We start from the raw sequence: 14,128 nt of genomic DNA, 5'->3' as shown, positions 1-14,128 counted from the left end.
AATATAGTATTAAAATACAAGGTTATAAAAAGCCTCCTATTTATTTTTTAAGAAAACCTTTATCTTGAAATAAAGCAATGAGTTTGTTAGAATCAGATTTATATCTCGGAAAGAATAGCTCCCTTTTTCGTCCAGATTTTAAACGAATCATAAATGACTTCCTATTTAAAATATTCTTATATTTTATTTCCTGGATTTCTTCAAAAGAAATAACCTCTTTATTAGAATATTGGAAAAACCATATCAATGCAAAAGCACATATTAACCCTATACCTATCAACAAGTAGCTATAATGTGTTTGCCCTTTAAAATAATGGTATAAATTAACAGCTCCGTTTACAAATCCCATAAACAAAGCAATTTTTAGGTATAAGTATTGCCGTTTCTGACCATCATTTATATGAAGTGCATTATTTATAATTTTTAAATCTCCGGATTGTAGCTCCATGACTTGACATTTTACACTACAATATAAAAAAATTAAACTACTTTTTGTCTATGATTTATTTGCCAGCTGCCCGCAAGCAGCATCAATATCTTTTCCTCGAGAACGTCTTACCGTTACTGTAATTCCATTACGCTCTAAAACCTTTTGATACATATCTATCGCGCTAGAATCTGCTTGATTAAATTCATCATCACCAATAGGGTTATATTCAATGATATTGACTTTAGAAGGGGCAAATTTACAGAACTGAACCAATGCATCTGCATCTTTACGAGTATCGTTTATACCTCTCCAAACAACATACTCATACGTAATTCTACTCTTTGTTTTATCAAACCAATACTGAAGTGCTTCTCGTAAATCTGCTAAAGGAAAAGTAGCATTAAAAGGCATTATAGAAGTTCTAATCTCATCGATAGCAGAATGTAATGAAACTGCCAATTTAAACTTCACCTCTGTATCTGCCATCTTCTTAATCATCTTAGGAACTCCAGATGTAGAAACCGTTATTCTACGTGGCGACATTCCTAACCCTTCTGGAGAAGTAATTTTCTCAATAGCTGCCAATACGTTATTGTAATTCATAAGCGGTTCTCCCATCCCCATAAAAACAATATTAGATAAGGGCTTATCAAAATACAACCTACTTTCATTATCTATAGCAACTACCTGATCGTAAATCTCATCTGGATTAAGATTACGCATACGTTTTAACTTAGCAGTAGCACAAAACTTACAGTCTAAACTACATCCTACCTGACTAGAAACACAAGCCGTAGTTCTTGTAGAAGTAGGAATTAAAACCGACTCTACAATAAGATCATCGTGTAAACGAACAGCATTTTTTATGGTACCGTCACTACTACGCTGCATTTGATCTACCTTAATATGGTTGATTACAAAGTTAGCCTCTAGCATTTCCCTAGTTTCTTTAGAAAGGTTGGTCATTGCTTCAAAAGAATAAGCCGCCTTCCCCCATAGCCATTCATAAACTTGATTTCCACGGAAAGCCTTATCTCCTTGAGATACAAAGAAATCTCGGAGTTGTTCTTTAGTTAATGCGCGTATGTCCTTTTTTGATGCTTGCATAGGTGCAAAGATACGTTTTGATTTATGATTTACGAATAGAGATAACAAAGTTGTAACAAACTTTGAAGAACAAAAAAGTCCTGCTCATTACAAGAGCAGGACTTTTATAATCATCTTATTTTTATATTATAATATAAGCATTGCATCTCCGTAAGAATAAAACTTATATCCTTCTTTGATTGCCTCTTTATATGCTTTCATTGCAAAATCATGACCTGCAAAAGCAGAAATCATCATTAATAATGTAGATTTTGGAGTATGGAAATTTGTAACCATACAATTAGCTATACTAAAGTCATAAGGAGGGAAAATAAATTTATTAGTCCACCCTTCATAAGGATTCAATTTTAAATCTGAAGAAACAGCACTTTCTAATCCACGCATTGCAGTAGTACCAATAGCACATACTTTACGCTTATTTTTCTTCGCGTTATTTACAATATCAGCAGTACGTTGCTCTATAAACAATTCTTCACTGTCCATTTTATGCTTAGAAAGATCTTCAACCTCAACTGGATTAAAAGTTCCAAGACCTACGTGAAGTGTTAGCTCAGCAAAGTCAATTCCCTTTATTTCTAAACGCTTTAATAAATGCTTAGAAAAGTGAAGTCCTGCTGTTGGTGCAGCTACAGCCCCTTCTGTTTTTGCATATATAGTCTGGTAACGCTCTTCATCAGACTCTTCAACATCTCTTTTGATGTATTTAGGAAGTGGCGTTTCTCCTAAATCATTTAATTTTTTTCTGAATTCTTCATAAGAACCATCGTATAAAAAACGAAGCGTTCTCCCTCTAGATGTAGTATTATCGATAACTTCTGCTACTAAGCTTTCATCATCACCGAAATATAATTTATTTCCAATTCTAATTTTTCTAGCAGGATCAACTAATACATCCCAAAGACGTTGCTCTACATTTAATTCTCTTAATAAGAATACTTCAATACGAGCTCCAGTTTTTTCTTTGTTACCAAACAATCTAGCAGGAAAAACTTTAGTATTGTTAAGTACCATTACATCTCCTTCATCAAAATAATCAATCAGATCTTTAAACTGTTTGTGCTCAATAGTCTCTTCTTTTCTATTAAGAACCATCAAACGCGCTTCATCTCTATGCTCCGATGGGTATTCTGCTAATAATTCCGGTGGAAGGTCAAAACTAAAATGTGATAATTTCATCTGCTATTTTCTTTTTTTAGAGTCGAAAATCGTTCAAATAAAAAACCGATATTCTAATAATCATTAATCGATAATAGAAAAATCGGAATATATTAATACGTAACTTTCTAAACTCAAATCTGTTATATATAATAAGGAATTGAACGCTTTATGCACATTAATTCCTATAATCGCATTTTTGCGAGCTGCAAATATACAATATGAGCATAGGGGTTGTCAAGTAAAACAGCAATTATTTCTTATAATCAGTATTTTACACTTTATAAAATTATTTTGATGGTAAAAGAAATAAGCAAATTATAAAAACAACTATACTTCGCTAACTTTAAAATGCAATGCTTCCATGTCTTTCCAAAAATCTGGATACGATTTAGAAACTACTTCTGCATCGTTTATTCTTATTGGAACTTTTAAAGCTAAAGGAGCAAAAGCCATTGCCATTCTATGATCGTTATAAGTATCTATAGCTACATTTTCTTTTATTTCTCCTGAAGGCTGTAAAAATAATTCTTTATCAGTAACTGATATATTTGCTCCCAATTTTGATAACTCCGTTTTTAACGCTTCTAATCGATCTGTCTCTTTGATTTTTAAAGTATGAAGCCCAGAAAGCTCACATTTTAATCCCAACCCGAAACAAGTTACAGCTATTGTTTGTGCAATATCTGGAGCGTTTGCCAGATCAAAATTGATAACCTCATCTTTAGAAACCTCTCTTACTTTTTTTAGTGTAACTATAGTTTTATTAAATATTGTTTCTACTCCAAACTGCTTATAAAGCTCTTTAAGAACGCTATCCCCTTGGAGACTTGTTGCTTTGTAACTAGAAAGCGAAATCTCTGAACCTACATTACATAAGGCTGAAATTCCATAAAAATAAGACGCTGAACTCCAATCAGATTCTACAATCAAAGTTTTATCTACAACTTCTTTTTGCGGTGACACAGTAATCACATTACCAGAAAAATCGCTTTTAACTCCTATTTCTGTGAGTAATGCCAAAGTCATTTTAATATATGGGACGGATGTTATTTTACCTTCTAATGTTAACTCCAATCCATTTTCTAAAGTAGGAGCCACCAGTAACAGTGCAGAGATATATTGACTACTTACATTGGCAGCCAAAGAGACTTTATTATTAGTTATTTTTTTCCCTTTTATTTTTAATGGAGGATATCCTTCATCTTTTACATATTCTATTTCTGCCCCTAATTGACGAAGTGCATCTACTAAAATTTTTATTGGACGCTCGGTCATCCTTTGGGAACCAGTTAAAACAACATTTCTTTCAGCTTGAGTAGCAAAAAAGGCCGTTAGAAAACGCATTGCAGTGCCTGCATGATGAATATCTACTTCTCCATTATATACTTGAAGCCCTTTTTTCATTACTTGAGAATCATCAGAATTAGACAGATTCTCAATTGTAATATTTGGATATAATGCCTGTAAAAGTAAAGCTCGATTGCTTTCACTTTTAGACCCAGTAATTGTTATATGTTGGTGTAAATTATGCTGATTGGAAGATAAAAGTAAGTTCACAATTATAAATTTCTAGTGGTTATTATTACTCGATAATCGAGATTTGAATAGGTTAAGACTTTTAATTTAGCCTGTTTGGAATTAATTGATTGAAAAATTATTTCAATTTCTGATTGTTATGATGTCTATCGTGATCACGTTCCGTTTTAACACCCATTTTCTTATCAAAAGAAGCTTGTAAATCGATTCCCGTTTGATTCGCAAGACAAAGCACTACAAATACAACATCTGCCAATTCCTCTCCAAGGTCTTTCCCTTTATCGCTCTCCTTTTCGCTTTGCTCCCCATATCTACGAGCAATTATTCTTGCTACTTCTCCTACTTCTTCGGTAAGCTGAGCCATATTGGTAAGTTCATTAAAATAACGAACACCGTGCTCCTTTATCCAATTATCTACTTCTAGCTGTGAGTTTTTTATGTCCATGATTATCTATTTTTTGAATCTATTATAATCGTTACTGGTCCATCATTTAGCAAAGAGACTTTCATATCGGCTCCAAACTCACCAGTTCCAACTTCTTGTCCAATTTCGGTTTCTAAATGCTTAATAAAACTTTCATATAACGGAATAGCAACCGTCGGTTTAGCTGCCTTAATATAAGAAGGTCTTGTTCCCTTTTTTGTTGAAGCATGTAACGTAAACTGACTCACTACAATTGCATCTCCTCCTACATCCTTTAAAGAAAGATTCATCACTCCTTCAGAATCATTAAAAATACGTAAGCCTGCTATTTTTCTACAGAGCCATTCGATATCTTCTTTTCCATCAGCATCTTCAATACCTAATAGAATAAGTAATCCATTATTTATGCTTGATTTTATTTGACCTTCTATAGTAACGCTTGCTTCAGAAACACGTTGTATTACTACTTTCATAATTAAGAATCTCCGTAAATATCTGTTCTATAATTCTCTTCTTCCCCATCTATAATTTGGATATAGCTCTTATAACGACTCCATGCAATCTTCCCTGCCTCTAACGCATCTTTAACTGCGCATTTAGGCTCATCTATATGCAAACAGTTATTAAATTTACAATCATTTTTAAGGGCAAAGAATTCTGGAAAATAGTTTCCTATTTCATGTTTTTCCATGTCTACAATTCCAAAGCCTTTAATTCCAGGAGTATCTATAATACGAGCATTAAAACTTAGATCGAACATTTCTGCAAATGTAGTGGTATGCTGCCCTTGCTTGTGTTGCTCTGAAATTTCGGCTGTTTTTAAATCCAAACCACTCTCAATTGCATTTACTAAGGTAGACTTACCAACACCAGAATGTCCCGTAAAAATGCTTGTTTTACCTTCCATTAATTGCTTTACCTCATCTATATTAGTTCCGTTTGTTGCAGATACTTCCACACATTTATAACCGATATCTCTATAAATATGAACTAAGAAACGTAGGTCTTCAAGTGCTGCTTCATCATAAGAATCAATTTTATTAAAAAGTAAAATTGGAGTTATATGATAAGCTTCCGAAGTAACTAAAAAACGATCTATAAAATCAGTAAATGTAGTTGGGTTATTTAATGTGACTAATAAAAAGGCATTATCGATATTGGCACCAATAATATGTGTTCTTTTAGAAAGATTTACAGATTTACGAATAATATAATTCTTACGTTCATGTATATCTTTTATAACACCTATGGTTTCCCCTCCAATAGAATCTAAATCTATCTCTACAACATCACCTACTGCTACCGGATTGGTACTTTTTATACCTTGAATTCTGAATTTTCCTTTGATTCTACAATTATAGAATTCTCCGTCATTCGTTTTAACGCTGTACCAGCTTCCAGTCGATTTATAAACTATTCCTGTCATATTAAAAAGTAAGAAGTCAAAAGTACAAATTTAGAAGTTAACGAAATGTTAGCTTGGTACTTTTGACTTCTATATCCTAATCTTCAATTATCCTTTAACTACCTTTTCTTGGTGGTTAATAGACTCTTGGTGAATTGCTTTAAAAATACGTAAGATAAACTCTTCACTTAATCCTTTTTCTTCACCATCCATAATCATCTTTCCTAGGATCTCATTCCATCTTTTAGACTGAAGTACAGCAACGTTACGTTGTTTTTTCAATTTCCCGATATCATCAGAAACCTTCATTCTCTTTCCTAATAATTCAATTAAAGAATTATCAATAACGTCTATCTGAGCACGAGAATTAGTAAGTTTACTAGTGTATTCTGCCTCTTCATCAGTTTCTTTTCTTATTTTAAGATCTCTCATAATATTCTTAAGAGTATCTGGAGTAACTTGTTGAGCTGCATCACTCCAAGCTTTATCTGGAGTTGTATGTGTTTCGATCATCAATCCATCGTAATTAAGATCTAAAGCAGTTTGAGAAACATCAAAAATCATTTCTCTATTTCCTGTAATATGAGATGGGTCTAAAATTAAAGGAAGATCTGGAAATTTATTCTGTAACTCAATAGCTAATTGCCATTCTGGATTGTTACGGTATTTAGATTTTTCATAAGTAGAAAACCCTCTATGAATAACTCCAAGATTTTTAATATTCTTACTGTATAAACGCTCTACTCCACCTAACCAAAGAGATAAATCTGGATTTACAGGGTTTTTAACTAATACAATTTTATCTGTACCCTCAAGAGCATCAGCAATTTCTTGAATTATAAACGGACTCACTGTAGAACGTGCACCAATCCATAACAAGTCTACATCATTCTCTAAAGCTAACTCTACATGTGCTCTATTTGCAACCTCTGTAGCTGTTTTTAGGCCTGTTTCTTCTTTAACTTTTTTAAGCCACTCTAAACCAATTGCTCCAACACCTTCAAAATTTCCTGGTCTTGTTCTTGGTTTCCATATTCCTGCACGGAAGTAATTTACATCACTATCTTTTAATTCGTGAGCAATTTGTAAAACCTGTTCTTCTGTTTCTGCGCTACATGGACCTGCTATTACTAATGGATGATCTAAGTTCATCTCATCTAACCATGTTCTTAATCCTGCTGAATTTTCCATTTTTAATTTACTTATGAAGTTTTGATTGAAATTCCTTTTAATATTTCTTTTATTCTATTTGTTTCTGCCATCTCTTGATAAATAGCATCAAAGTCATCTTCTTGCATTAATTTTTTAAACTTCTGAAGATTTGCAATATATTCTTCTAAAGTCTCTATCACATTCTCTTTATTATGTTCAAAAATTGGACTCCACATTGCTGGTGAACTTTTTGCTAAACGCACTGTGCTTTCGAATCCACTTCCCGCCATATCAAAGATATCACGCTCATTTTTTTCCTTATCGATTACTGTTTTTCCAAGCATAAACGAACTTATATGTGATAAATGCGATACATAAGCTATGTGCCTATCATGCGCTTTTGGCTCCATGTACCGAATTCGCATTCCTAAATCATTAAAAATTTTAAATGCACGTTCTTGAAGCTTAAATGCTGTCTTTTCCACTTCACAGACAATATTCGTTTTGTCTTTATATAATTCTCTAATCGCTGCTTTTGGTCCTGAAAACTCAGTTCCAGCAATAGGATGTGCTGCTAGAAAATTTCTCCTATTTGGATGATTCTCTAACGTATTACAAATATTAGCTTTTGTTGAACCTACATCAAAAACCAAAGTGTCTTCTTTTACGATGTCCAAAACTTTTGGAAGCACCTCAATAGCTGCATTTACAGGAATAGAAACAATAACAACATCTGCTTTTGCTACATCTTCAAATACGCCCTTTTCATCAATAAAACCTAGTGCTAAAGCCTCCTCCATATGTGCGTCGTTAGCATCGTAACCAATAATTTTTGCATCTTTATTGTTCGCTTTTATATCCAACGCCATCGATCCTCCTATGAGACCTAAGCCTATTATTAATACATTCATTTCTATATAGTTTAAGAAATATGAGTCAAAACATTCGATGATTTTATTGTCCCGACTCTTATATTCTTTTTAATTAAAATCTTTCTATCGCTTCTTTTATTTTATCTTCTCCTACACAAAGTGAAAATCTGATATAACCTTCTCCATTGCTTCCGAAAATTGTTCCCGGAGTTATAAAAACACTTTTATCATAAAGAATGTTATCTATAAACTCTTCTGCGGAATTTACTCCTGAAGGAAGTTTTGACCAGACAAACATTCCAGATGCATTTTTATCGTAGGTACAATTAAGCTTATCTGCTAATTGAAAGATTAAATCTCTACGAGTTTTATACACTTCATTCAATTTAGAATACCATTCTCCTGAAGATTCTAATGCTTTAATTGCTCCTTTTTGCAAACCATAAAACATCCCGCTATCCATATTACTTTTCACTTTAAGTACTGCATCTAAATGGGTCGCATTTCCAAATACAAATCCTACTCTCCAACCTGCCATATTAAAAGTCTTACTCAAAGAGTTTAGCTCTAAAGCAACATCCTTTGCTCCTGGAATTTCTAGAATACTCAATCTATTTTCATTTAAAACAAAACTATATGGATTGTCATTCACCAATAAAATATCATTCCTTTTAGCAAAAGCCACTAGCGCTTCAAAAACTTCTTTTTTAGCATTCGCTCCAGTTGGCATATGTGGATAACTAAGCCACATTAATTTTACTTTAGAAAGATCTTCTTTCTCTAAAGCCTCTATATCTGGAAGCCAATTACCTGTAGCTGTTAAATCGTAATATCTAGGAACGGCTTCAACTAATTTTGTAACCGATGTATAGGTAGGATATCCTGGATTAGGAATAAGCACCTCATCACCTTCATTTAAAAAAGCCATACTTATATGCATAATACCTTCTTTAGAACCCATTAATGGTAATATTTCAGTATTGCTATCTAAAGTCACATTAAAATGCTTTTTATAGAAATTTACAGCCGCAGCTCTCAACTCAGGCAATCCTTGATAACTCTGATATTGATGCGCTTTATCTTCTTTTAAAGAAGAAATTAAGGCTTGTAAAACATCTTCGGAAGGAGCCATATCTGGACTTCCTATCCCCATGTTTATAATAGGTTTTCCTGCTGCCATTAATTCTCTAACTTCTCTCAGTTTTTTCGAGAAGTAATATTCTTCTACACTATGTAAACGATTGGCTACTTGTATCATTTCTTTGCATTTTTATATTCTCCATGCACCTTAAAGTGAGATGCCATTATATTTAGTAAAGCCTTAGCTTTTTCAAAATCTTCATAAGTTTCAAAAGTTACATCTACATAAAAAGAATATCTCCATGGAGTTTCTATTTTTGGTAGGGATTGTATTTTAGTTAAGTTTAACTTACAATCACTCATAACATTTAAAACAGTTGCTAAACTTCCTCTTTTTGTTCCCAATTCGAACATTATAGAAGCTTTATTAATCTCTTCCTTAGGAATTACAGAATTCTTAGTCTTTACAATTACAAAACGAGTAGAATTATTTTCAATAGTCTGTATTTCTTCGGCCAACATTTTTAACTCAAAAATAGATGCCGCTGCTTTACTTGCTATTGCTCCAACTCCTTTTAATTGCCCTTGATGAATTCTTCTTGCCGCCTCCGCAGTATCTGCATCTTCAATAAGTTTTATATGCGGATATTGTCTAAAAAAAGCTTTACATTGAAGCAATGCCATTGGGTGCGAATAAACCTCTTTTATGTCATCGATTGTTTGCCCATCTAGCACTAATAAGTTGTGATGCACATTTATATAATGCTCCCCAATAATATGTAAATCGTGATTATTTATCAACGCATAATTAGGAATTATAGACCCCGCAATGGAGTTCTCAATTGCCATTACAGCTATATCACTTTCTTTATTAATTAGGCTATCTACAAGTGCATCGAAAGACAGACACTCATCCACAACTACTTCTTTTCCAAAATATTCTAACGCCACTTGGTGGTGAAAAGATCCTAATATTCCTTGTATTGCAACTTTATTATTCATTAAAATTTGGCATAAAAAAAGTCCCGAAAAAATTTCGGGACTCTATATATATTTTTCATTAGCAAAAACCTATAACCGTCCCGTTCCTTTATTAAAGAAATAAAAGAAAAAGAAATAAAAGTTCCAGTTGTATGCGTTTGCTAACATGTGTTGTTTCTTGTTTACGCTGCTAATGTAATTATTAATTTGTAATATAAAAGGGTTCCCTTAATTTTTTTTCAAAAAAACATATTTTCTTAACTTTTTCTAAACATTTAATTTCAAAAATCACGATTTACTACGTATTTCATATCTCAGTCAATGCATATTCAATAATATACTTTATACTATAGCTATCCTATTTTGAAAATATATCTTAACTTTCAGCTTAAATTTAAAGTATGCTTAAAGACCATAATTTTACTGTTTTCAACTCTATACTAGATAACGATTTCTATAAATTTACCATGCAATGCGCTGTAGTAAAGCTATTTCCTAACGTACAGGGGAAATATAAATTTATAAATCGAGGGGAACATAAATTCCCTGAAGGATTTGAACAAGCACTTCGTACTGCAGTAGATAACATGGCTTTATTACAGCTTACAAAAGATGAAAAGCAGTTTTTACGTAAAAACTGTCAATACCTAAACCCTGCATATGTTGACTTCTTAGAAGGATATCGTTACGATCCATCTGAAGTTACCATAAAACAAACCGGTGAAGATTTAGAAGTATACATTTCTGGATATTGGTACCGAACAATCTTATGGGAAGTTCCTCTTTTAGCTATGATTAGCGAATTATATTATGAGCTTACAAAACAGGAGCGATGGCCTAAAGAAAAAATAGTAGACAATACATTAGATAAAATAAAACTCTACAATGAACTAGGTGTTACTTTTGCCGAATTTGGCACAAGAAGAAGACACTCTTACCGCACACATCGAGAAGTAGTCCATACACTTTCTTCATTTAAAGGGAAAAGTTTTACTGGATCTAGTAACGTACACATGGCAATGCTTTACAATGTAAAACCTATTGGTACACACGCCCATGAATGGTTTATGTTTCATGCAGCAGAATATGGTTTTAAAATGGCAAATGCAATGTCTTTAGAGCACTGGGTGGATGTCTATCGAGGAGATTTGGGAGTTGCTTTATCTGACACCTATACAACTGAAGTTTTCTTTAAACAATTCGACACCAAGTTTGCAAAGTTGTTTGATGGTGTTCGTCATGACAGTGGTGATCCTATTGAGTTTGCAGAAAAAACAATTGCCCATTATAAAAGTCACGGTATAAATCCTCTTTACAAATACATTATCTTTTCTGATGGATTGAATCCTGAAAAAGTAGAATTGATTACAAAAGCTTGTAAAGGTAAAATAGGTATTTCCTTCGGAATAGGTACAAACTTAACCAATGATGTAGGATTAAGACCTATGAATATTGTTATTAAACTTACGGATGTTCTTACAAGTGACAATGAATGGCTTCCTACCGTGAAATTATCTGACGAACCCAACAAACATACGGGCGATAAAAAAATGATATCCTTAGCGAAGGATATACTAAGAATAGAATAGGTGTCTCACTATTTTACCCTAGAGATTCTAGTATTCGATGGTATTCTTTTTTTCCCTGAATAGTCATTACAGGAATTAAAAGTTCCCAAATATATTTTGGCATTATCCCTGTTTGATCTGTTTTATATCCAATTAACAGTTCTTGTTGCGGCAACCAGAATGTAATTATAATACGTATGGTATGTTGTAATCTTTCAAAAGAAATATCTTCATTCATAACAATTAATCCTTCTTCTAAAAAGCGATTGAAAAATTGTTGCATCTGTTCTTTTCTGTTGACTAATGTTCCCTTTAAAATTTTTGCTACTTCTGGGTTTGATCTTGAAATTTCTAACACATCTAAATTAAAAAAACGATACTTAGACTGAAACTTATCTATATGCATCATCAATCTATGAAAATGCTCAAATGAAGAAAATTGATCTTCTTTAAACTCATAAGAAGCAGTCATTTCCTCACGCATTTGCTCATAAATAGCAATAAGTAGCGCCTCTTTAGTATTAAAATGATAATCTAAATTTCCGTGACTAATCCCAATTTTCTTTGCTAAACTTCTACTCGTTACATTCTGTACTCCCAATTCGTTGAACAAATCGATAGCCGCTTCAATTATTATTTCTTTGGTTTTCTTTTTCATTTATCTATCCAATTACATCAACTTAGTAAAAGCTCATAAAATATTAAACTCGCACCTTTTACATAAATTTATTATATAAAGGTACGAGTTTTATCAAATCCAATTAGTTACCAACCTGGTGTTTGTTCTAAATTTGGATTTAAAGACAATTCATTTACAGGAATAGGAAAGTAATAATTTTTAGACTCATCAAAGGAATAAACATTATCAGAAATAATGTAACCCTCATTATTGAGCTGAATATCTGTTCCTACTTCAAATGCATCAGCATCAGCAATATCTGTATCATTAAATTTTAATCCTAGCACTGGTTCTGCTAAAAGGCTCCCTTGTTTCCAACGCATTAAATCATCATAACGGAATCCTTCAAAAGCCAACTCAACTCTTCTTTCTCTTCTAATATCTTCAATGATACCTCCACTCAAAGTTAAATCGGCAACTCCAGCTTTTACTCTTAATAGATTTACTGTATTATCTATATCATTTTGAGTAATAGTTTGCAATTCTGCTTTTGCTTCCGCATTAATAAGTAAAACTTCAGCATATCTAATTAATGGAGCATCAATGAAATTACGATTCCAAGCTAAAGGATCCTGTTCTTCATTATAAAATTTCACTAATTGATATCCTGAAGGTGTTCCCGTATTCACAATTCCATTAGGATCTGAATTTAAATATATCTTATCCCCAATAAAATATGAATTTGGAATCCCAAAAGTTTCTCTTAAGCGTAAGTCTCGATTAGCAAATTCCTTTTCAATCGTTTCATCACCTTCGTACAAGTCACTTTCTTCTATAGGCAAACCATCTAAAGCCAAATAATCATTTATCAAACTTTTAGAACCTCCAAATTCGGCACCATTTACATGAGTTAAAATGTTACCAACATTGTGATATAATTGTAACGATTCCTCATAATCTTTAAAGAATACAATTTCTTTATTGCCTGATAAATTTAGATTAGAGAATAATTCTCCGTAGCCAACAGATGGATCAATCATATAATCATCACTATCCATTACCAATTGTGAAGCAATAGCTGCTTGTTGCAAGTAGGTTTTTTCTTGACCTAAACTATGGTATTTTCTAAATGTACCTTCATGCAACATAATTCTTGCTTTATAAGCTGCTGCTATGTATTTATTAAAGCGGTTTTCTTCTGCTGAAGTTGGCAACCATTGTACAGCGAAATCTAAATCATCATTTATAAACTCCATAACTTCATCTCTAGGAGATTGTGATGCTGTTAATAGTTCATCATCTACAGCTAAAACACGATCTATAATAGGCAAATCTCCATAAAGCTTTACTTTATCATAATACTCTAAAGCTCGGATTAATCTTGCTTCTGCTATATATCGATTCCTAACTACCTCTTCTACATCTGCTGATGATGCATTCTCTAAAAACTGATTAATATCTCTTACTAAAGACCAATCCCACTCCTGAAAACCAGGTTGGTTTGCCGAATTTATCCCTAAACGAATATCGTCTGGAGTTTGCATAAAAGCATTATCACTATATTTATCGAATGTTAAAACTTCAGCATTAAAAGCTCCTTGATTTTGAAAGCCTTCTCGAAGAAAATACGAAGAATACAAACCATTATTATAAATTTTTAAATCTGATTCCGATTTAAAAAAGTTTCCGTCATTAATCTGTGTCTCTGGATAACGATCTAAAAAATCGTCATTACACCCTACTAATAAGAGCGCAAATACCAAATAGTAAATATTTATATATTTCATTTTTTTAAC

General features: G+C 32.6%; 14 protein-coding genes. 1 reads left to right on the top strand and 13 read right to left on the bottom strand.

Annotated features, from left to right (window positions below):
- Positions 1–40 precede the first annotated feature (40 nt).
- The 11 genes from ACN0TY_RS11215 to ACN0TY_RS11165 form a co-directional block, all read right to left on the bottom strand.
- The gene (locus ACN0TY_RS11215) at positions 41–448 is read right to left on the bottom strand and encodes a hypothetical protein (RefSeq protein WP_417444566.1); all 408 of its coding nucleotides are present in this window, start codon (positions 446–448) and stop codon (positions 41–43) included.
- Positions 449–496: 48 nt separating this feature from the next.
- Positions 497–1,537 (bottom strand): 23S rRNA (adenine(2503)-C(2))-methyltransferase RlmN, encoded by a 1,041-nt coding sequence (gene rlmN, locus ACN0TY_RS11210; protein WP_236960004.1) that lies wholly within the window; start codon positions 1,535–1,537, stop codon positions 497–499.
- A 126-nt stretch (positions 1,538–1,663) separates the two neighbouring features.
- On the bottom strand, positions 1,664–2,713 hold the full coding sequence (queA, locus tag ACN0TY_RS11205; protein WP_236960005.1) for a tRNA preQ1(34) S-adenosylmethionine ribosyltransferase-isomerase QueA: 1,050 nt from the start codon (positions 2,711–2,713) through the stop codon (positions 1,664–1,666).
- A 309-nt stretch (positions 2,714–3,022) separates the two neighbouring features.
- The gene (aroA, locus tag ACN0TY_RS11200) at positions 3,023–4,252 is read right to left on the bottom strand and encodes a 3-phosphoshikimate 1-carboxyvinyltransferase (protein ID WP_417444565.1); all 1,230 of its coding nucleotides are present in this window, start codon (positions 4,250–4,252) and stop codon (positions 3,023–3,025) included.
- 97 nt (positions 4,253–4,349) lie between these two features.
- Positions 4,350–4,676, bottom strand: a complete 327-nt coding sequence (locus ACN0TY_RS11195; protein ID WP_417444564.1) for a nucleotide pyrophosphohydrolase — start codon at positions 4,674–4,676, stop codon at positions 4,350–4,352.
- Between the two features lie 2 nt (positions 4,677–4,678).
- On the bottom strand, positions 4,679–5,128 hold the full coding sequence (dtd, locus tag ACN0TY_RS11190; RefSeq protein WP_417444563.1) for a D-aminoacyl-tRNA deacylase: 450 nt from the start codon (positions 5,126–5,128) through the stop codon (positions 4,679–4,681).
- 2 nt (positions 5,129–5,130) lie between these two features.
- Positions 5,131–6,081, bottom strand: coding sequence for a ribosome small subunit-dependent GTPase A (rsgA, locus tag ACN0TY_RS11185; RefSeq protein WP_417444562.1), 951 nt, complete (start codon positions 6,079–6,081; stop codon positions 5,131–5,133).
- A gap of 87 nt (positions 6,082–6,168) precedes the next feature.
- Positions 6,169–7,251 carry a bifunctional 3-deoxy-7-phosphoheptulonate synthase/chorismate mutase type II gene (locus tag ACN0TY_RS11180; RefSeq protein ID WP_236960010.1) on the bottom strand — a complete coding sequence of 361 codons (1,083 nt, stop codon included), beginning with the start codon at positions 7,249–7,251 and terminating at the stop codon, positions 6,169–6,171.
- An 11-nt stretch (positions 7,252–7,262) separates the two neighbouring features.
- Complete coding sequence (locus ACN0TY_RS11175; RefSeq protein WP_236960011.1) at positions 7,263–8,123, bottom strand: prephenate dehydrogenase; 861 nt, start codon at positions 8,121–8,123, stop codon at positions 7,263–7,265.
- A 73-nt stretch (positions 8,124–8,196) separates the two neighbouring features.
- The gene (locus ACN0TY_RS11170) at positions 8,197–9,342 is read right to left on the bottom strand and encodes a pyridoxal phosphate-dependent aminotransferase (protein WP_417444561.1); all 1,146 of its coding nucleotides are present in this window, start codon (positions 9,340–9,342) and stop codon (positions 8,197–8,199) included.
- Entirely contained in the window at positions 9,339–10,166 is an 828-nt protein-coding gene (locus tag ACN0TY_RS11165) for a prephenate dehydratase (protein WP_236960013.1), read from the bottom strand. Before ACN0TY_RS11165 ends, ACN0TY_RS11170 begins: the two co-directional genes overlap by 4 nt.
- A gap of 380 nt (positions 10,167–10,546) precedes the next feature.
- Here ACN0TY_RS11165 and pncB point away from each other — a divergent pair, with 380 nt between their 5' ends.
- Positions 10,547–11,734 (top strand): nicotinate phosphoribosyltransferase, encoded by a 1,188-nt coding sequence (pncB, locus tag ACN0TY_RS11160; RefSeq protein ID WP_236960014.1) that lies wholly within the window; start codon positions 10,547–10,549, stop codon positions 11,732–11,734.
- A 13-nt stretch (positions 11,735–11,747) separates the two neighbouring features.
- Here pncB and ACN0TY_RS11155 read toward each other — a convergent pair whose 3' ends face one another.
- Both ACN0TY_RS11155 and ACN0TY_RS11150 read right to left on the bottom strand, forming a co-directional pair.
- Positions 11,748–12,371, bottom strand: a complete 624-nt coding sequence (locus tag ACN0TY_RS11155; protein ID WP_417444560.1) for a TetR/AcrR family transcriptional regulator — start codon at positions 12,369–12,371, stop codon at positions 11,748–11,750.
- Positions 12,372–12,478: 107 nt separating this feature from the next.
- Positions 12,479–14,119, bottom strand: a complete 1,641-nt coding sequence (locus tag ACN0TY_RS11150) for a RagB/SusD family nutrient uptake outer membrane protein (RefSeq protein WP_417444559.1) — start codon at positions 14,117–14,119, stop codon at positions 12,479–12,481.
- Positions 14,120–14,128 lie beyond the last annotated feature (9 nt).

Origin of the sequence: Joostella sp. (genome assembly GCF_048266025.1) — a bacterium.
In the GTDB taxonomy this organism is placed as follows: Bacteria; Bacteroidota; Bacteroidia; order Flavobacteriales; family Flavobacteriaceae; genus Galbibacter; species Galbibacter atrarenae.
Note: the sequence above shows the minus strand (reverse complement) of the source record. Positions and strands in the feature narration are given on the sequence as shown.

Excerpts from the sequence above, each read along its gene's own strand:
- ACN0TY_RS11170 (WP_417444561.1), bottom strand. The coding sequence starts at position 9,342 with ATGATACAAGTAGCCAATCGTTTACATAGTGTAGAAGAATATTACTTC.
- ACN0TY_RS11215 (WP_417444566.1), bottom strand. The coding sequence starts at position 448 with ATGGAGCTACAATCCGGAGATTTAAAAATTATAAATAATGCACTTCAT.
- ACN0TY_RS11195 (WP_417444564.1), bottom strand. The coding sequence starts at position 4,676 with ATGGACATAAAAAACTCACAGCTAGAAGTAGATAATTGGATAAAGGAG.
- ACN0TY_RS11180 (WP_236960010.1), bottom strand. The coding sequence starts at position 7,251 with ATGGAAAATTCAGCAGGATTAAGAACATGGTTAGATGAGATGAACTTA.
- pncB (WP_236960014.1), top strand. The coding sequence starts at position 10,547 with ATGCTTAAAGACCATAATTTTACTGTTTTCAACTCTATACTAGATAAC.
- dtd (WP_417444563.1), bottom strand. The coding sequence starts at position 5,128 with ATGAAAGTAGTAATACAACGTGTTTCTGAAGCAAGCGTTACTATAGAA.
- rlmN (WP_236960004.1), bottom strand. The coding sequence starts at position 1,537 with ATGCAAGCATCAAAAAAGGACATACGCGCATTAACTAAAGAACAACTC.
- rsgA (WP_417444562.1), bottom strand. The coding sequence starts at position 6,081 with ATGACAGGAATAGTTTATAAATCGACTGGAAGCTGGTACAGCGTTAAA.
- queA (WP_236960005.1), bottom strand. The coding sequence starts at position 2,713 with ATGAAATTATCACATTTTAGTTTTGACCTTCCACCGGAATTATTAGCA.
- ACN0TY_RS11165 (WP_236960013.1), bottom strand. The coding sequence starts at position 10,166 with ATGAATAATAAAGTTGCAATACAAGGAATATTAGGATCTTTTCACCAC.
- ACN0TY_RS11155 (WP_417444560.1), bottom strand. The coding sequence starts at position 12,371 with ATGAAAAAGAAAACCAAAGAAATAATAATTGAAGCGGCTATCGATTTG.
- ACN0TY_RS11150 (WP_417444559.1), bottom strand. The coding sequence starts at position 14,119 with ATGAAATATATAAATATTTACTATTTGGTATTTGCGCTCTTATTAGTA.
- ACN0TY_RS11175 (WP_236960011.1), bottom strand. The coding sequence starts at position 8,123 with ATGAATGTATTAATAATAGGCTTAGGTCTCATAGGAGGATCGATGGCG.